This is a genomic window from Azoarcus sp. Soil_N_20 (assembly GCF_057656155.1).
Genome location: NZ_JBDGKX010000027.1, coordinates 1 through 17,560 on the forward strand (window position 1 = coordinate 1; position 17,560 = coordinate 17,560).

Below are 17,560 nucleotides of genomic sequence, written 5' to 3' on the forward strand. Positions count from 1 at the left end.
GCGGGCTACGTCCCCAACGATTACCAGGTCGGCCAGACCGGCAAGATCGTCGCCCCCCAGCTCTACATCGCGGTCGGGATCTCGGGCGCGATCCAGCATCTGGCCGGGATGAAGGAGTCCAAGGTGATCGTGGCGATCAACAAGGACCCCGAGGCCCCGATCTTCCAGGTCGCCGACTACGGCCTGGTGGGCGATCTGTTCGCGCTGGTGCCGGAGCTGACGGCAGCACTGGACTAGACGTATCTGCAGGCACAAGGGCGCGCATGAATCTGCCGGCCTCGTTGTTCTCGTCGACGTGGCTTTGGGTCGCATTCGTGCTTGCCTTGCCGGTGCTGTATCAGGTTGTGCTGAAGGCGCCGTGGAAGCGGTTGGCGAATGGCTCCCAACTCAACCTGCTACTTGGTTTTGTCGTGGGACTGACCCTGGCATGGAGCCTGAAGGCGGGCGTGAAGCCCGGCCTAAACCTTCACATGTTGGGGGCAATGGCAGTCACGCTGACGCTGGGCCCGCGGCTTGCGGTCGTCGCACTTGCACTCGCGCTGACCGGGGTCACGCTCAATGGCGCGATTGAATGGCAGGCATGGCCGCTGAACTTCATCCTGATGGCCGTCATTCCGGTGATGCTTGCACATGCGATCCAGCGCCTCGTGGAGGAGTCGCTGCCTGCCCATTTTTTTGTATTCATTTTTGTCATCGGTTTTGCCGGGGCGGCGCTGACGATCATGCTGCAGGGGGTGATCGCCTCGTTGACCATGGTACTGGCTGGCGCATACAGCGCGGAGTTCCTGGTCGGCGAGTATCTGCCCTACTTCCTGCTGCTCGGTTTTGCGGAAGGGTGGCTGAGTGGCGCGCTGGTAACACTGATGGTGGTATATCGGCCCGAATGGGTCGTGGCGTTCGACGATCGCCGTTATCTGTGGAAGAAGTAGCGTTCCCGGAGCGTTCGAATATTCATTCTGGAGGGAGACTAATGAGCAATTACACCGCACCGATTCGCGACATACAGTTCGTGATGAATGAGCTGGCCGGGTTTGACAAGGTCGCCGCGCTGCCGGGCAACGAAGAAGTCTCGTCCGACCTGGTCGATGCGATCCTCGAGGAGGCGAACAAGTTTGCGAGTGGCGTGCTTGCGCCACTGAACTGGTCTGGCGACCAGGAAGGCGCGAAGTGGGATCACGACGGCGTGACGACCGCCAGCGGCTGGAAGGAGGCTTATCGACAGTTCTCCGAAGCCGGCTGGACCGCGCTTGCCTGCGATCCGGAATATGGTGGCCAGGGCCTGCCCAAACTGCTATCGACCGCAGTCATGGAGATGTGGAAGTCGGCCAATATGGCGTTCTCGCTGTGCCCGATGCTGACCACGGGGGCCATCGAATCGCTGATGTTGCGCGGTACCGACGAGCAGAAAGCAACCTACCTGCCGAAGATGGTCAGCGGCGAGTGGACCGGCACGATGAATCTGACCGAGCCGCAAGCCGGTTCAGATCTTGCCGCGGTGCGTACCAGGGCCGAGCCGCAAGGCGATGGAACATACCGGATTTTCGGTCAGAAGATCTTCATCACCTATGGTGATCACGACATGACCGACAACATCATTCACTTGGTGCTGGCGCGTTTGCCGGATGCCCCGGAAGGGGTAAAGGGAATCTCGCTGTTCGTCGTGCCAAAGTTCATGGTCAACGTGGATGGCAGTCTCGGCGGGCGCAATGATGTGCATTGCGTGTCGATCGAGCACAAACTCGGCATCCACGCCAGTCCGACCTGCGTACTCGCGTTCGGTGACAAAGGTGGTGCAATCGGGACCCTCATCGGTGAACCGAATCGTGGTCTCGAGTACATGTTCATCATGATGAACGAAGCCCGCTTTGCGGTGGGGATGGAAGGCCTGGCACTGTCAGAACGTGCGTATCAGCACGCACTGCAGTACGCCAAGGACCGTATTCAAGGCACGGATGCGGGTGTTCGCGGCGGCCCGAAGGTCAGCATCATTCATCACGCCGACGTGCGTCGCATGTTGATGTCGATGAAGAGTCAGACCGAAGCGATGCGCGCGCTTGCCTATGTGGTAGGGGCCGCCATCGATCTGGCCCACCATCACGAAGACCAGGCGCAGCGGGCGAAACACCAGGCCTTTGTCGACCTGATGATTCCGGTGGTAAAGGGTTGGTTGACGGAGAATTCGATCGAGGTCGCCTCGACCGGTGTGCAAGTCCATGGCGGCATGGGCTTCATCGAGGAAACCGGCGCTGCCCAGCATTTCCGTGATGCCCGGATCACCACGATCTACGAGGGAACCACTGCAATTCAGGCGAACGATCTGATCGGACGCAAGATCGCGCGCGAGAATGGCGTGACGATCAAGGCGCTGATTGCCGAGATGCGCCAGGTCGAGGCCGAACTCGATGCCACCGATCCCGCGCTCGGCGCGATTCGCAAGTCGCTGGGGAGCGGAATCACCGCAGTGGAGGAGGCGGTGGCATATATCCTCGCCACCTACAATGCCGATATCAAGGCGGCTTCCGTGGGCTCGGTTCCTTTCCTGAAATTGCTCGGCATCGTTGCCGGCGGCTGGCAGATGGCGCGTGCTGCCCTTGTCGCCAAACGCAGGGTTGTCGATCGGGGGGACGATGGTTTCTATCGTGCCAAGCTCGTGACCGCGCGCTTCTATGCCGATCACGTCCTGTCACAGGCCTCCGGGCTGGCCTACGCCGTGGTCAATGGCGCTGCAGGCGCACTGGAGTTGCCCGAAGAACTGTTCTGACGCCTGCATGTTGTCGGTTTCTCCAACCGGCATCATGAGAAAAGCGGCTGGTGGATCACTCCACCAGCCGCTTTTCTACGCCTGAAGACCCGAATCGACGGGCTTGGCCTTACTGGATCTTGGCTTTTGCACGCAGCTCGAGGATGTGTTTCTCGACCTTCTGCTGTTGCAGGCGCTGCTGGATCTGAGGTTTGACTTCGTCAAACGCGGGGGCTTTCAGTTCGCGCGAGTCCTCAAGGTAGATGACGTGATAGCCAAAATCGCTCTTCACCGGGGTGGTGGTGAACGTGCCCTTGGCGAGCTTGACCATGGCTTCGGAGAACGGAGCGACGAACATGCCGGGATTGCTCCATCCGAGATCACCACCACGCTCCTTGGACCCGGGGTCGCGTGATTCCTTGGCGAGATCCTCGATCTTGCTGCCGGCCTGCAGTTTGGCGATCACGTCCTTCGCTTGCTCTTCGGTTTCGAGCAGCACGTGGCGCGGCTTGTATTCCTTGTCGCCCATGCGGCCCTTGATCGAGTCGTACTCCTTCTTGAGTTCGGCGTCGGTAACCGGATTGGCTTTCACATAGTCCTGCAGGTAGGAACGGATCAGGATGGCCTGGCGGGCCAGTTCCATCTGCGCGATGACGTCCGCCTTCTTGTCGAGCCCCTTGCGACCTGCTTCCTGGCCCAGAATTTCACGACGGACCAGTTCTTCACGAACCGCGTCATGCAGCTGCGGCGTGTCCGGGGCCCCTTGCGCCCGTTGCTCGCTGATCATCGCTTCGGCGCGGGCGGCCGGAATCGCGGTCCCGTTTACGGTTGCGATCGGGTCGGCCGCGAAGCTCGCCTGCGTGATAAAACCGGCAACAAGGGCAATAGCCAGACGGCTCGGGAAAAGTTTCATCTGTGTTCCTTCAGGTGGGTTGATTGGCTTCTTCAGCCGTTTGAGCACGAATGGCGAGCGCATGAATCTCGCCCTTCATCATTTCGCCGAGTGCGGCGTAGATCATGCGATGCCGCGCCACGGTGTTTTTTCCTTCAAATGCCGCCGACACGATATGCAGGCTGTAGTGTCCACCGCCACTGCGCGCGCCGGCGTGGCCGGCATGAAGCGCGCTGTCGTCGCCGATCTCGATTAGGGCCGGCTGCAGTGCGGCGAGCCTGTTCCGGATTCGGTCGGCGACAGTCACGGCATCACTTTCCGAAAGGGGCGGACTACGGTACGTTCGAACACGCCCTCGATCACATAAGGGTCTTCGGACAACCATTGTTCGGCCTCGGTGAGGGAGGCGAACTCGGCCACGATCAGGCTTCCGGCGAAGCCGGCCGGGCCGGGGTCGGGCGAATCGATTGCCGGCATCGGACCGCCAAGCAGGATTCGGCCTTCGTCACGCAGCTTTTCCAGGCGCGCCAGATGAGCAGGTCGCGCGGCCATCCTTTTGTCGAGCGAACCCGGAGCATCTTCGCCAATCATGGCATAGAACATCAGTTTGCATCCTCTTGCATATGTCTCGAAAGGTAGAGTCCCTGCCCAAGCACGAAGCCCAGCATCAGACCCATTCCGCCGAACAGTTTGAAGTTGACCCACGCTTCTTCGGAAAAATTGTATGCAACATAGAGATTCAGTACGCCCATCGCGGCGAAGAATGCGGCCCAGGCAAGATTTAGTCGGGACCATATCTCGTCGGGAAGCCGAATCTGCGCTTCGAGCATCTTGCGGATCAGGTTGCGCTTCAATAACAGAGCCGAAAACGCTAGCACTACGGAAAACAGCCAGTAGAGCGCGGTCGGTTTCCATTTGATGAAGGTCGGGTCGTGAAACAGCAGGGTCGCGCCACCGAAGAAAACGATGATGACGAGACTGATCCACAGCATCCGGTCGACTTTGCGGTGTTTGAGCCACACCAGCACGATCTGCATGAAGGTTGCGGCAATAGCAACCAGCGTGGCGATCAGGATCGGCGCCTGAGAGACGACGATGCCATCACCCAGCAAGCGCGAAGCAAGCGCGAAGGACGCGTCCGGATCGGCACCGGCGAACTTGTAGGCTGCGAAAAACAGGATGACCGGCAGCAGGTCGAAAAGAAACTTCATGCGCTGAATTATAGAATGGTGAAGGGGAATTGACTCAGCCCGGCTCGGCGCGGTTCCGCATATGGTTGGCAAGCGCGGCGAAGGACTCTTGCAGCCGCCCGCGTAGCACGGTATCCGGAACGTGCTCTTCGAGCGCTTGCTTCATGCACATCATCCATTGGTCGCGCTCGGATGTGCCGATCGAGAAAGGAAGGTGGCGGGCGCGCAGAAAGGGCTGGCCGAATCGCTCGACATAGCGCTGCGGTCCGCCGAACCAGCCCGACAGGAAGAGGAAGAGCTTCTCCTCCGAACCACCAAGGTCTTCGCCGTGCATCTTGCGAATTCCGTAGGTTTCAGGCTGCGTATCCATCAGTTCATAGAAGCGCCTTACGAGTGCACGTACCGTCGGTTCTCCGCCGATCTCATCGTAGGGCGCACGGACAGGAAGAATATTTGACTCAGGCTGCATGGATGTCGAAGATCTCCTCGCTGCGGCCGCAGCGCTGATTGGCCGGCACCGCCTCGTCGATCAGGCGGGGGCGCGGCAGGTTGAGACTGTTCATCAGGTCGATGAAGGATTCGCGGGTCTGACCCCTGATGCGTTCGTTGGTCAGTTTTTCCTGGCCGACGCTGCTGACCCGCATGTTCTTGTAGTCGTGCCCCGGATAGACCAGGGTTTCGTCCGGGAGCGCCAGAAGGCGGCCGATGCTTGAAAACAGCGCATCCGCATCGCCGCCCTGGAAATCGGTACGGCCGCAACCGCCGATCAGCAGCGTATCGCCGGTAAACAGACGGTCACGCCAGTGGTAGGTAATACAGCCCGGTGTGTGGCCGGGCGTAGTGATCGCACGGATGAGCTCGTTACCGAAGGCGATCACGTCCCCGTCCCTGAGTTGCCGGTCGGCACAGGTCGCCCCGGCCAAGTCTCCGGCGGCGGATTTGGCGCCGGTGACCTCCCTCATGCCTGCTGCGCCGGTAATGTGGTCGGCATGCGCATGGGTCTCGAGGAGCCATACCAGCTGGAGGTTGAACTCCTGGAGCAGGGTTAGATAGCGACCAACATGCTCGCGCACGGTGTCGATCAGGATGGCGTCGCCGGTGAGGGCATCGGCCAGCAGATAAGTCAGCGTGCAGCTCTCTTCGTCGAACAGCTGACGGAATACGATGGTCATGCGTGGTGGGCTCCGGGTGTCACTGCGGGCATTCTAACGCGCGCCGATGACGAAGCGGTGAGCGGAAAGCGGAGCACAGCGCGCAGCCCACCACCCTCCCTCGGCAGCAGCTCGAGGCAGCCGTCGTGCGCGCGCACCACACGCTCCACGATGGCAAGTCCGAGGCCTGCACCCTTGGTATTGCTGCGTGCGCTCTCGAGCCGGGTAAACGGCTGACGCATCCGTTCGACCTGATCCGGAGCGATGCCTGGGCCGTGGTCGGAAACCTCGATGCACGCGAGCCCCTCGTCCTCGAAAACGCTCACTTCGAGAGGCTGGTCCTCCCCGGCGTAACGCAGGGCATTGTCGATGAGGTTTGCCAGGGCGCGGCGGAGCGGAACGGTGCGGATGGACACCTGAAGATGTGGCGGTAGCGACAGCGTGAGCCTGGCGCCACGAAGACGGTAGGGCTCGGCCAGTTCGGCGACGAAGTCGGGCAGGTCAACCAGCTGCAACGGTTCCTGGGGCGCGCCGCGACCGAAATCGAGAAACTGGCCGATGATGCGATCCATTTCCTCGATGTCGGTGACCATCGCAGTGACCTCGTCATCAGGCGCTCCGGACATCTCCACCCCGAGGCGCAGACGAGCCAACGGTGTGCGCAGGTCATGTGATACGCCCGCAAGGATCAGGGCGCGATCGGCGTCCATTCGTGCAAGATCGCCTGCCATCTGATTGAAGGCGCGCGCGACGACGGAGATCTCCTGCGGCCCCGACTCGGCGAGCGGCGAAGGGGTCTGGCCGCTGCCGACCATGCGCGCGGCTTTCGCCAGCTGGCGCAAGGGTGCGCCGATCCGCGACACGATGAGGTAGGCGCCAAGGAGCGCGACGAGCAGTGCAGCACCGCCCCATGACAACCACTCGAGGGCATGGGGCTTGGCGAGTCGATCGGGCGGCAGCATGGCCCAGTATTCATCCCGATCGTCCGGATCGAGCCTGAAGCTGATCCAGAAGCCGTCGAGCGTCTTCCAGCGCGAACCAAAGCGGGTGTGCTCGCCGAGGCTGCGGCGCACTTCGGCGACCAGCAGTCGCATCGGCCTGGTGTCCTGCAGAGGCTGGATTTCGTCGGTCAGTTCGGCGGGATAGACCCGTATTCCCTCAAGGGCGGCGAGCTCGATCAAAAGCTCACTGCGACGTCCGGCATCCGCATTGATCAAGGCGGTCCGAGTCAGGTTGACCACGCTGACCACCATCTGCGCCAGATCCCGTGCACGCGGCGGCTCCTCGAAATAGCGGAAGATCTGACTCCATGCGGCGAGCGCAAGCGTGAGCAGCAGGGCAACGAGAAGGAAGGTCTGCCACAACAAGGTACGGGGCAACCAGCCGGAAAGAAAACGCCCGAGAGCACGCAGACGCCGCCGCCTCAGCCTGCTCGGCCGGCGGCCCTTATTCGCTGGCTGCGAGTTTGCTGTCATCCGGCACGAACACGTAACCAAAGCCCCATACGGTCTGAATGTAGCGCGGCTTGGCCGGGTCGTCCTCGACCAGCTTGCGCAGTCGCGATACCTGCACGTCGATCGCCCGGTCGAAAACGCCATACTCGCGACCTCGTGCCAACTCCATCAGCTTGTCGCGTGACAGGGGTTGGCGCGGGTGCTGGAGCAATACTTTCAGAAGCGAAAACTCCCCGGTAGTGAGCTGGATCTCCTCGCCGTCGCGCTGCAAGGCGCGAGTGCCGAGATTGACCCTGATCCGTCCGAATACGATCACTTCGTCCTCTGCCGTCGGCGCACCGGGAAGGGGCGGCGGCTGACGACGCATGACGGCTTGAATGCGGGCGACAAGTTCGCGTGGATTGAACGGCTTGCCGAGATAGTCGTCAGCCCCCATTTCAAGTCCGACGATGCGGTCGACGTCGTCTCCCTTGGCCGTGAGCATAATGATGGGGACGGTGTTTTCAGCGGCCCGAAGGCGGCGGCAGATCGATAATCCATCCTCACCGGGAAGCATCAGGTCGAGGACGATAAGGTCGAAGTGTTCGCGATGCAGGGCGCGATCCATCATGGGGGCGTCATTGACCGCCTTGATGGCGAATCCCTGTTCCTGAAGGTAGCGGGAAAGCAGTTCGCGCAGACGGGCATCGTCGTCGACCAGCAGCACTCGATATCGTGTTTTTACGTTCATGACCCTCATCCTATCGTGTGTCTGTGTGTGTCGCCAGCCATCCATGCCTGGCAATTCGGGAACGGAGCGTAACGCTTCGTAAGGCAGCGCTCTGAGGCAATACCCCCTTACAAACGGTCGCGCTGGGTGTGACATAGTGCTAGGCACGCGGGACGATAGTCCGGTATTTTCACGCTTATCTTCAACTGTGGTGAAGTCCGTACGGACTCTGACAATGATGATCTCGAGTGGCACTGATGTATCGGTCGGAGCATTGCGCAAATATTGCCGTCGGACAAGTCGTCTCGGCCTATTTGTGCTCTCGGCTTTTTTTGCCTGTGCGGCCGGGGCGGAAGAGCCGATCTCCGCGGAGGAGATTGCAGTCGACACGACGCCGGTTTCCCTGGAAGAGCAGCGTGCCGATTTGCGGCGTGCCCTGGCCTCGGATTTCGATAGCGATGTCGTCAGGGAAAGGCGGAAATTGAGCCGGGAGGAGCGCGAAGCGCTGCACCGCGATCTTCGCGACGCCATGCGGCATGTGAATGCCGATTATGAGGCGGGTGAGCGCAAACGACGCTGAGTCGTTGTCCGCGCCTGTCGAGCGGCGAAGCCGGAGCGAGCCTTGCGGGCCGTCAGCCGGTAGAATATCGCCACCATGAATTTTCTAGCACTGGAAACCTCCTGCGAACACGCGAGTGTTGCGCTTTATCTCGATGGCGAGATCCGCGAGCGTCTGCTCGAGGGGCATGCAAATCATTCGGAACACATCCTCTCCGTCGTTCGGGATCTTCTCTCGGAGGCCGGAGCCGGCTTGTCCGACCTCCGGGCGGTGGCCTTCGGCAGTGGCCCGGGAGCCTTCACCGGTTTGCGGCTCTCGTGCGGAATTGCCCAGGGCTTGGCGCTTGGTGCAGGGATTGGTGTTGTGCCCGTTTGCAGCCTGTCGGCACTCGCGATGCAGGCAGGGGCCGAGCGGGTGTTCGTGGCCACCGATGCACGCATGAACGAGGCATATCACTGCGCCTATCGTCTTGATGCAGGACTTCCGACGCCCCTTTCGGAGCCCGCCTGCCTCGCCCCCGACTGCCTCCGGTTGCCGGATGGCAACTGGTTCGGTATCGGCTCCGCTTTCGGAGCTTATGAAACGATCCTGTTGCCCCGACTCGGCGGCCGGTTGACTGGCTGCAATCCGGCAGCGGTGCCCCGTGCAAGCGACATCGCCCGGCTTGCCGTGATTCGGATCCGTGAGGGCGACATGTTGCCGGCGGAAATGGCGGCGCCCTTGTACGTTCGAGACAAGGTCGCACTGACGACCGCAGAGCGCCTTGCCCGTGGCGGACGGGCCTGAATATGTCGGCAGGACCGCTGTTCACCCCGATGTCGGAGCAGGATCTTGACTGGATAGCCGCGCAGGAAGCCAGTCTTCATCCTTTTCCCTGGTCCAGGGAGAACTTTTTCGACTCCCTTGCTGCCGGCTACGGGAGCTGGGTCATGCGCGAGGCGGAGCGACCCGTTGCCTATGCCATTGTCCTCGGCGTACTCGACGAGGCCCATCTGCTGAACATCACGGTGACGCGGGAGGTTCAGGGAAGAGGGCGGGGCGGCATGCTGCTTGACCATTTGTTCAGCCAGGCGCGGCATAACGGCGCCACCCAGTTTTTCCTCGAGGTCAGACCCTCGAATCTGCCGGCGCGCGCACTCTATCAAAAGGCGGGCTTTGTCGAGATCGGGCGACGCAAGGGCTACTACGCCGCGGCCGACGGTCGTGAAGATGCGATCGTGATGAGGGCTGCGCTTTGACGCCACGGCGGGCTGCCATACTGAGGGAGATGGGCGTTGCGCCTTTGTGGCGGTTGCGCGGTGCCCCGACGGATGCGCCGGATGTGGCGTCGCAGGAGACGGCTCGGGACAGTGCTTTGTTGTCGCCCTCCCGGCACAGCGAGCCGGCACCGGTCGTTCCGCCGGTCCAGGCGACCGCGCCTGATGCGTCCACGGCCGTGGAAACCCCGAGTCAGCGACGTTCGCCGTCCCCGAAATTGCCGCCCAAGACTTCGGTCGCCAGTTCGGCAGCGGGATGCGAACCCGCGCACGCTCCGACCGATGCAGCCAGAGCCGAACGTATTGGGCGGCTGGACTGGATCGAGCTCGAGCACGAAATCCGCAGCTGCCGCAGTTGCGTCCTGTGCGAGAAACGCAAGCAGGCTGTGCCGGGGGTCGGGGATCGCTCGGCCGGCTGGATGCTGGTGGGCGAGGCGCCGGGTGCGGAGGAGGATCAGCGCGGCGAGCCGTTTGTCGGGCAGGCCGGGAAGTTGCTCGACAACATGCTGGCGGCGGTGGGATTGAAACGGGAGGAGGGCGTCTACATCGCCAATGCGGTCAAATGTCGGCCTCCCCACAATCGAACGCCGGAGGCGGGAGAGATCGCAGCCTGCCTGCCTTTCCTGGAGCGTCAGATTGCCCTTGTACAGCCGCGGTTGTTGCTTGCGCTCGGTCGTCCGGCCGCTCAGGCTTTGCTGAACACCGAAGTCAGTATCGGCGCAGCGCGCGGCAAGCGCTTCGAGTATCGGGGCATTCCGGTGGTGGTGAGCTACCATCCGGCGTATCTGCTGCGCAATCCGCAGGACAAGGGAAAGGCATGGGAAGACCTCTGTCTTGCCCGCAGGCTGGTGCCACCCGAATAGGGCTTTTCTGGCGCATGCACAAGCGCCCTAGTGGCGCTGGTCGTCCAGCTGGCTTACCGCGTCGAATTCGCGCTGATTGGCTTCGTGCTGGCGCTTGACGAAATACATCGACCCGGCGACGAAGAGCCCGAACAGCACGATGACGGCGCTGATCGGCAGGCCGAACATGAGGAGCAGGGCGTAACCGCCCGTCATGACCAGAATGGACAGGTTCTCATTAAAGTTCTGCACCGCGATCGAATGACCGGCTCCCATCAGGATGTGGCCGCGGTGCTGTAGCAGCGCGTTCATGGGAACCACGAAGAAGCCGGCGAGTGCGCCCACGACCACCATCAATCCCATGGCCAGCGGGGTATTCGTTACCACGGTCATGACCAACACCACCAGGCCCATAGCGATTCCGAGGGGGATGACCTTCACTGACCTGCGCAGCGTGATGAAACGCGCGGCGAGAATGGCGCCCACGGCAATCCCCACCGCCACCACGCCCTGCAGCATCGAGGCCTCGGAAAGACCGAGGCCGAGGTTGTGCTCGGCCCACTTGATCACGATGAACTGCAAAGTCGCTCCGGCACCCCAGAACAAGGTGGTGACTGCGAGCGAAATCTGTCCAAGCTTGTCGCGCCACAGCAGCTTCAGGCAATGATTGAAATCGTGGAACAGGTAGAACGGGCTGTTCTTGAGCGGTTTGTGGTCGACGCCGGTGTCGGGGATATAGAAATTGAACACCGCGGCCAGCAGATAGAGCGTGCCGATGGCAAGGACGCTGGCCTGAAACGCGGAGCTGACGAACGGCAGGTCGAGGTCGAGCAGCCAGCCGGACACGTCGTGCCGGATCAGGATGCCCCCCATCACCGTACCGACGATGATCGCACCCACGGTCAAGCCCTCGATCCAGCCGTTGGCGACGACCAGCAGCCGGTGCGGAAGGTACTCGGTCAGGATGCCGTACTTGGCCGGCGAGTAGGCTGCCGCACCCAGTCCGATGATGGCATAGGCGAACAGGGGATGAGTGCCGAGGAAGAGCAGCAGGCAGCCGCCGATCTTGATCGTGTTGCTGATCAGCATCACCCGCCATTTTGGCATCGAGTCGGCGAAGGCGCCGACGAAGGCCGCGAGCGCGACGTAGGAGAGCGTGAAAAAGAGCTTCAACATCGGCTCGTACTCCGCCGGGGAAGCCATGTCTCTCAGTAGCGCAATGGCAACGATGAGCAGCGCATTGTCGGCCAGTGCCGAAAAGAACTGCGCTGCCATGATGATATAGAAGCCGAGCGGCATCGTTGCCTACACACCGTCACGTTAGCGGAAGCGCGGTTTATATCACGAAGACACGAAACTTGTTACGGGATAAGACAAGGCAGGACAAGTCTGGCGCCAGTAGAGAGGCAATTTGTGGTGTAATTGCGCATATAAACAGCACTTATCGGAATCATGGCTGATCGCAGGCTGCAGGTCTTTCACGCGGTGGCAAAGCACGGATCCTTTACCCGTGCTGCTGAACATTTGTTCATGACCCAGCCCGCGGTGACTTTCCAGATCAAGCAACTGGAAGAACATTTCAACACCCGTCTGCTCGATCGCGGTCACGGCCGTATCTCGCTCACGTCGGCCGGTGAACTGGTGCTGGCCTATGCGGAGCGGATCCTCGGTCTGTCGGAGGAGCTGGAATCGAGGGTGTCGGAACTGACCGACGAACTTTCGGGCGTGCTCAATATCGGCACCAGTACGACAATCGCTGCCTACTGGTTGCCGCAACTGCTCGAAAGCTTCAAGCGTCGATACCCGCGCGTGGTACCGCGCGTCGTGGTGGGAAACTCCCAACTCACCGAAGATCGCGTCGCCGCGCGGGAGCTCGATATCGGCTTGATCGAGATCGTCTCGGAACAGCCCGCAATCGAGCACTTCAGTGCAACCCGCGATGTCTTGCTGGTTATCTGCGCGCCATCCCATCCACTGGCGCAGGCTGCATCGTTGACGGCAACGGACCTGATCGAGCATCCCTTCATTACCCGGGATCCGGGCAATGCCATCCGCGAGATTGCCGAAGAGTTCTTCGAGGCGGCGGGCGTGCCGATGAGCGAAGTAAACGTCTGTGCCGAACTCGGCAGTCTTGCCACCGTCAAGCATCTCGCGGCCGAAGGACTCGGGTATGCGATCGCGTCCCAGGCCGCGATCCTGCGCGACATCCGTGAGGGCAAGCTGGTCGGTATTCCACTCGAGCCCGAGCTCCATACGCCGCTTGAAGTGATCATCCCGCGCGACAAATTCCGCTCCCGCCTGATCACCACGTTTGCCGAACATGCTTGCGCAGAACTTGCCGCGATGGCCGTCCAGGTGGCGAAAAAGGCGCAGCAGCAGGGCGGAGCCTGATGGCGAAACCGAAGTCGGCGCATGTCTGTACCGAATGCGGCGCACAGACGCCGCGCTGGCAGGGGCAATGCCCGCAATGCCAGGCATGGAATACCTTGGTCGAAACCATTGTGGAACGCGGGGCAGGGGCGCCCAGCCGCTTTACCGCACTCGCTGGCGCAGCAGCGAAACTGCAGCCCTTGTCCACTCTCCAGCCGCGGGAGGAACCGCGCCTCCCCAGCGGCATCGAGGAGTTCGACCGGGTGCTGGGGGGCGGTCTGGTCGCGGGTGGCGTCGTCCTGATCGGTGGCGATCCAGGTATCGGAAAATCGACCCTGTTGTTACAGGCCCTGTGTCAGCTGGCTGCGACACATCCGGTGGTCTATGTCAGCGGCGAGGAGTCGCCCGAACAGGTCGCCTTGCGTGCGCAGCGCCTGCAAGTGGCGCCGTCCGGCTTGCAGTTGCTGGCCGAGATCAACCTCGAGCGCATTCTCGATACCTTGCGCGCGGCAGCGCCCAGGGTGGCGGTGATCGACTCGATCCAGACGGTCTACTCCGAAGGCCTGCAATCGGCACCGGGTTCGGTCGGGCAGGTCAGGGAATGCGCCGCCCAGCTCACACGTTTCGCCAAGCAGAGCGGCACCACGCTGATCCTGGTGGGGCACGTTACCAAGGATGGCAGCCTTGCCGGTCCGCGCGTGCTGGAGCACATCGTCGATACCGTGCTCTATTTCGAGGGCGACAATCATTCGAGCTTCCGCCTGGTGCGCGCGTTCAAGAACCGGTTCGGTGCGGTAAACGAACTGGGCGTTTTTGCCATGACCGACCGGGGCCTGCGTGGGGTCTCGAATCCGTCGGCACTGTTTCTGTCGCAACACAGGGATCCGGTGTCGGGGAGTTGCGTGCTGGTTACCCAGGAAGGTACCCGGCCCCTGCTGGTGGAGATCCAGGCTCTGGTGGATGCGGCCCAAAGTCCGAATGCCCGACGCCTGTCGGTTGGCCTGGAGCAGACCCGGCTGGCGATGCTGCTTGCGGTGATGCATCGGCACGCGGGTATCGTGTGCTTCGATCAGGACGTCTTCGTCAATGCCGTCGGTGGAGTAAAGATCACCGAGCCCGCCGCCGATCTGGCGATTCTGCTTGCCACCGTATCGTCACTTCGCGACCGTCCGCTCAAGCGCGGACTCGCCGTTTTCGGCGAAGTGGGCCTAGCCGGCGAGATCCGGCCGGCACCGCGCGGACAGGAGCGCCTCAGGGAAGCCGCGAAGCTCGGATTCGACACCGCCATCGTCCCCAAGGCCAACCTGCCGCGGCATCCGATCGAGGGCATCGCAGTGCATCCGGTCGAGCGCATCGATCAGGCACTCGAACTGGCGAAGGGCCTCGAATAGTGGGTCGCGTCGGCTAAACGGCTTTCGAGCGGACTAATCAGTAACTGGCAACGTTGAAGTTGTTGGGTGAAACCGTCAAATCGCCGTGCGAGGAGAGGCATCATGAATATCAAGTCCACAAACTCGCCAGAGCGATCATCTTCAGCGGTTCGATGGACGCTAGACCATTCGCGGTCGAGACGATCTTTACGGTTTACATAATACACATTATGGTTGTTATGGGCCGGTACAAGCCTGCAGTGGAGTCCGTGCTCATGGATTGAGCCGCACAAGCTTCAAATCGATGTCATGGGTGGTTCGAATGGCGATCGACCGTTTGCCATCAGTTCCTCGATGCGTTGCGATAGTTCGCGGTTTTCCCGGTTCATCTCATACATCCGGAACGCGTCGCGCAGGCTGTCGAGGAGCACCTGATCGTCCCACGGTTTGGTCAGAAACTTGTAGATTGCGCCGCGGTTAACCGCGTCGATCACCGAGTTCAGTTCGGTGTAGCCGGATAGTACGATCCTGATCACATTGGGATATATCTTCCTGACTCTGCGCAGGAACTCGGTGCCGGTCATCGCTGGCATGCGTTGGTCGCAGACGATCACACCTACCCGCCTGGTCGCTAGCACCTCGAATGCCGCCTCGAGAGTGCGGCTGGTGAGCACTTCGATTTCGGTCGGCCGCAGTAGTCGGCGCAAGGAGGCGAGCACACCCGGTTCGTCGTCGACGAGGAGCAATACGCGTTCGGATCCACCGGTTTCCGATACCGGTTCGAGGCGGTGCTCGGCTCTCAGGAGCGCGACGAAATCTTCCGCCGGCAGAGGTCGGCTAAAGAAATAGCCCTGGATTTCCTCGCAACGCAGACCGCGCAGGTAGCCGAGTTGCCCTTCTGTCTCGACGCCCTCCGCGATCACTTTGATGCCCAGACTGTGGGCCATGCCGACAACGGCGCGGACGATCGCGGCGTCATGCGGATCCGAGGTGATGTGGGTGATGAAGCTGCGATCGATCTTGATACGCGAGATTGGCAGCCGCTGCAGGTAGCTCAATGACGAATAGCCGGTGCCGAAGTCGTCGAGTGAGTGGCTGATGCCCTGCCCTTTCAGTTGATTGAGTGTGCTAATTACCGCATCGGCATTTCGCAGCACGATACTCTCGGTGATCTCCAACTCGAGCCAGCGCGCCTCGAGCCCGGTGTCGCCCAACACCCGCTGGACCAGCAAACTGATGTCTCCATCCTGGAACTGACGCGCTGACAGATTGACGGCCATCCGGAGGCACGGCAGTCCGGCGTCCTGCCAGCGCTTCGCGGTCCGGCACGCCTCTTCCAGCACCCAGGCCCCCACGGGGACAATCAAGCCGGTCTCCTCCAGCAGCGGAATGAAATCCAGCGGCGGTACCAGGCCGTGGCCCGGACGTTGCCAGCGCAACAACGCCTCGGCGCCGACAATGCGACCGCTTTCGAGATCGACCTGCGGCTGGTAGTGCAGCACCAGCTCTCCACGAACGAGGGCATGACGCAGCGCAGCTTCGAGTTCGAGCCGTTGTTGTGTCCGCAGGTCGAGTTCGGGCGCATAGAAGCGATAGCGGTCGCCGCCGTCCTGTGAGCTGCCGGCGGCGGCGATCAGCGCCGCCTTCAAGATTTCCTGGGGGGTGTTGCCGTCGTTCGGGAACAACGCGATACCGACGAACGGGTCGAGGAAGATTTCGCGACCCTCCACCTGGATGGCTTCGGTGAGCGCGGCGCTGATGGCCCAGGCCGCTTCCTCCACGAGGTGCAGGCCGTCGGCATCCTCGACGATGATGGAAAGCTCGGACTCGGTGATGCGCCCAACCACCGAGGTCGGCAGCAGTTTTTCGAGGCGGGCGGCGACCGCGCGCGCCAGATCCGGTCCATGCGCTTGGCCGAGCCCCTGCAGCACACCATGATAGCTGCGCAGGTTCACCGCCAGCGCCGCCACTGGCGCCTTTGCGGCGCAGGCCGCGGCGAAGCGTTGGACCCACAGTTCTCGCCCGGGAAGCCCGGTCTGCGCATCGTAGTACGCCAGGTACTGGATCTTGCTCTCGGCCACGGCACGCTTTTCTTCCCGCCGCATGACTTCGAGTGCGAACGAAATATCGCCGGCGACCTCGGTCAGCAGGGCGATACGGTCTGCGTCGAACGCTTCGGCTTCGTCGGCGGCGATGACAATGGCCCCGATCGTGCGGCCTTCCTGAGTCAAGGGGAACGCGGCCAATGCACGGATAGCTGCTTGGTCGAGCACCTTGCGCCAGGGCAGCAGCCGATCGTCGTCGCCGACGTCGTTGACCACGCAAGGGTGGTTGTCCCGGATCGCACTCGCGCTCGGCTCGCGGCCAGCGGGTTCGGTGACGATGATGTCCCCGGCGGGCCCGAGGTCGATCGGCACGCCGGCACGGGCGACCGGAAAAATACGTCCGCCGCCGGGTTCGACAATATCGATCCACGCTGCCGTGAAACCGCCGTCCTCGACCGCGATACGGCAGGCAGTGAGGTAAAGCTCATGTGGATTGTCGGCACGAACGATGCTGCGGTTGATGCGGCTCAGCATTGCGTAGAGGGCGAGCAAGCGCTTGAGCTTCTCGCGTGAGGCGGCCAGATCGCCGGCAACGTCGGCATCACTCATCTTCGTCTCCCGCTCGGTGGAACAGCGCTGCCAGCCGTGCCCGCAACTCCCAGCGATCGACCGGTTTGGTCAGGATATGATCGACCCCCGCGCCGGCAAGGCGCAGCCGGGACGCCTCGTCGTCGAGTGCGGTGACCATGATCAGCGGAACCCCCCTCGCCGTCGGGTTCGCCTTCAAGCGACGCACGACTTCGAAGCCATCCATGCCCGGCATCATCACATCGAGCAAGACAACGTCCGGCAATTGCTCGGCGATCGCAGCCAGTGCTGCAATGCCGGAATCGCAACTGCGGCTCGCGTAGCCGTCGGCAATGAGGAGTGTTTCGAGCAGTTTGCGATTGAGCGCATCGTCGTCGACGATCAACACGGTCCT

At 61.9% G+C, this 17,560-nt stretch carries 20 protein-coding genes; 9 read left to right on the top strand and 11 right to left on the bottom strand.

Translation table 11 applies throughout. The annotated features are described in order from the left end of the window. The 3 genes from AC3A35_RS26815 to AC3A35_RS26825 all read left to right on the top strand — a co-directional run. Positions 1-237, top strand: a 237-nt coding sequence (locus AC3A35_RS26815; RefSeq protein ID WP_487439611.1) for an electron transfer flavoprotein subunit alpha/FixB family protein, incomplete at its 5' end; no start/stop codon positions are given. A gap of 26 nt (positions 238-263) precedes the next feature. Continuing rightward, entirely contained in the window at positions 264-929 is a 666-nt protein-coding gene (locus tag AC3A35_RS26820; protein WP_487439612.1) for an energy-coupling factor ABC transporter permease, read from the top strand. Between the two features lie 41 nt (positions 930-970). Next, positions 971-2,761, top strand: a complete 1,791-nt coding sequence (locus AC3A35_RS26825) for an acyl-CoA dehydrogenase (RefSeq protein ID WP_487439646.1) — start codon at positions 971-973, stop codon at positions 2,759-2,761. 109 nt (positions 2,762-2,870) lie between these two features. On the opposite strand, the gene AC3A35_RS26830 is transcribed toward AC3A35_RS26825, so the two are convergent. The 8 genes from AC3A35_RS26830 to ompR are packed head-to-tail and all read right to left on the bottom strand — an operon-like array spanning position 2,871 to position 8,157. Next, positions 2,871-3,653 carry a peptidylprolyl isomerase gene (locus AC3A35_RS26830; protein ID WP_487439647.1) on the bottom strand — a complete coding sequence of 261 codons (783 nt, stop codon included), beginning with the start codon at positions 3,651-3,653 and terminating at the stop codon, positions 2,871-2,873. 10 nt (positions 3,654-3,663) lie between these two features. Beyond that, the gene (locus AC3A35_RS26835; protein ID WP_487439613.1) at positions 3,664-3,939 is read right to left on the bottom strand and encodes a BolA family protein; all 276 of its coding nucleotides are present in this window, start codon (positions 3,937-3,939) and stop codon (positions 3,664-3,666) included. Beyond that, a complete protein-coding gene (locus tag AC3A35_RS26840; RefSeq protein WP_487439614.1) occupies positions 3,936-4,235 on the bottom strand; it encodes a YciI family protein in 300 nt (99 codons plus the stop codon). The genes AC3A35_RS26835 and AC3A35_RS26840 overlap by 4 nt, the downstream gene beginning before the upstream one ends. Beyond that, positions 4,235-4,843, bottom strand: a complete 609-nt coding sequence (locus tag AC3A35_RS26845) for a septation protein A (protein ID WP_487439615.1) — start codon at positions 4,841-4,843, stop codon at positions 4,235-4,237. The genes AC3A35_RS26840 and AC3A35_RS26845 overlap by 1 nt, the downstream gene beginning before the upstream one ends. A gap of 34 nt (positions 4,844-4,877) precedes the next feature. Then, positions 4,878-5,291: a group II truncated hemoglobin gene (locus AC3A35_RS26850; RefSeq protein WP_487439616.1), complete on the bottom strand. Its 414-nt coding sequence runs from the start codon at positions 5,289-5,291 to the stop codon at positions 4,878-4,880. Next, entirely contained in the window at positions 5,281-5,994 is a 714-nt protein-coding gene (locus AC3A35_RS26855; RefSeq protein ID WP_487439617.1) for an MBL fold metallo-hydrolase, read from the bottom strand. The genes AC3A35_RS26850 and AC3A35_RS26855 overlap by 11 nt, the downstream gene beginning before the upstream one ends. Then, positions 5,991-7,385, bottom strand: coding sequence for a sensor histidine kinase (locus AC3A35_RS26860; protein ID WP_487439648.1), 1,395 nt, complete (start codon positions 7,383-7,385; stop codon positions 5,991-5,993). Before AC3A35_RS26860 ends, AC3A35_RS26855 begins: the two co-directional genes overlap by 4 nt. Before the next feature lie 34 nt (positions 7,386-7,419). Beyond that, the gene (gene ompR, locus AC3A35_RS26865; RefSeq protein ID WP_487439618.1) at positions 7,420-8,157 is read right to left on the bottom strand and encodes an osmolarity response regulator transcription factor OmpR; all 738 of its coding nucleotides are present in this window, start codon (positions 8,155-8,157) and stop codon (positions 7,420-7,422) included. A gap of 214 nt (positions 8,158-8,371) precedes the next feature. Here ompR and AC3A35_RS26870 point away from each other — a divergent pair, with 214 nt between their 5' ends. The 4 genes from AC3A35_RS26870 (at position 8,372) to AC3A35_RS26885 (ending at position 10,814) form a co-directional block, all read left to right on the top strand. Beyond that, positions 8,372-8,716: a hypothetical protein gene (locus AC3A35_RS26870; protein WP_487439619.1), complete on the top strand. Its 345-nt coding sequence runs from the start codon at positions 8,372-8,374 to the stop codon at positions 8,714-8,716. Positions 8,717-8,791: 75 nt separating this feature from the next. After that, complete coding sequence (gene tsaB, locus AC3A35_RS26875; RefSeq protein WP_487439620.1) at positions 8,792-9,481, top strand: tRNA (adenosine(37)-N6)-threonylcarbamoyltransferase complex dimerization subunit type 1 TsaB; 690 nt, start codon at positions 8,792-8,794, stop codon at positions 9,479-9,481. 2 nt (positions 9,482-9,483) lie between these two features. Further along, positions 9,484-9,933 (top strand): ribosomal protein S18-alanine N-acetyltransferase, encoded by a 450-nt coding sequence (gene rimI / locus AC3A35_RS26880; RefSeq protein ID WP_487439621.1) that lies wholly within the window; start codon positions 9,484-9,486, stop codon positions 9,931-9,933. A 29-nt stretch (positions 9,934-9,962) separates the two neighbouring features. Further along, the gene (locus AC3A35_RS26885; protein ID WP_487439622.1) at positions 9,963-10,814 is read left to right on the top strand and encodes a uracil-DNA glycosylase family protein; all 852 of its coding nucleotides are present in this window, start codon (positions 9,963-9,965) and stop codon (positions 10,812-10,814) included. Between the two features lie 27 nt (positions 10,815-10,841). Here AC3A35_RS26885 and lplT read toward each other — a convergent pair whose 3' ends face one another. Continuing rightward, complete coding sequence (gene lplT / locus AC3A35_RS26890) at positions 10,842-12,092, bottom strand: lysophospholipid transporter LplT (RefSeq protein WP_487439623.1); 1,251 nt, start codon at positions 12,090-12,092, stop codon at positions 10,842-10,844. A gap of 153 nt (positions 12,093-12,245) precedes the next feature. Between lplT and AC3A35_RS26895 the strand changes: the two genes are divergently transcribed. Together AC3A35_RS26895 and radA are read left to right on the top strand one after the other, a co-directional pair. Beyond that, on the top strand, positions 12,246-13,184 hold the full coding sequence (locus AC3A35_RS26895) for a LysR family transcriptional regulator (RefSeq protein ID WP_487439624.1): 939 nt from the start codon (positions 12,246-12,248) through the stop codon (positions 13,182-13,184). Continuing rightward, positions 13,184-14,554, top strand: a complete 1,371-nt coding sequence (gene radA / locus AC3A35_RS26900) for a DNA repair protein RadA (RefSeq protein ID WP_487439625.1) — start codon at positions 13,184-13,186, stop codon at positions 14,552-14,554. The genes AC3A35_RS26895 and radA overlap by 1 nt, the downstream gene beginning before the upstream one ends. 275 nt (positions 14,555-14,829) lie before the next feature. On the opposite strand, the gene AC3A35_RS26905 is transcribed toward radA, so the two are convergent. Then, positions 14,830-17,112, bottom strand: a complete 2,283-nt coding sequence (locus AC3A35_RS26905; protein ID WP_487439626.1) for an EAL domain-containing protein — start codon at positions 17,110-17,112, stop codon at positions 14,830-14,832. A 67-nt stretch (positions 17,113-17,179) separates the two neighbouring features. Beyond that, positions 17,180-17,554: a response regulator gene (locus AC3A35_RS26910; protein WP_487439649.1), complete on the bottom strand. Its 375-nt coding sequence runs from the start codon at positions 17,552-17,554 to the stop codon at positions 17,180-17,182. Between the last annotated feature and the right edge of the window lie 6 nt (positions 17,555-17,560).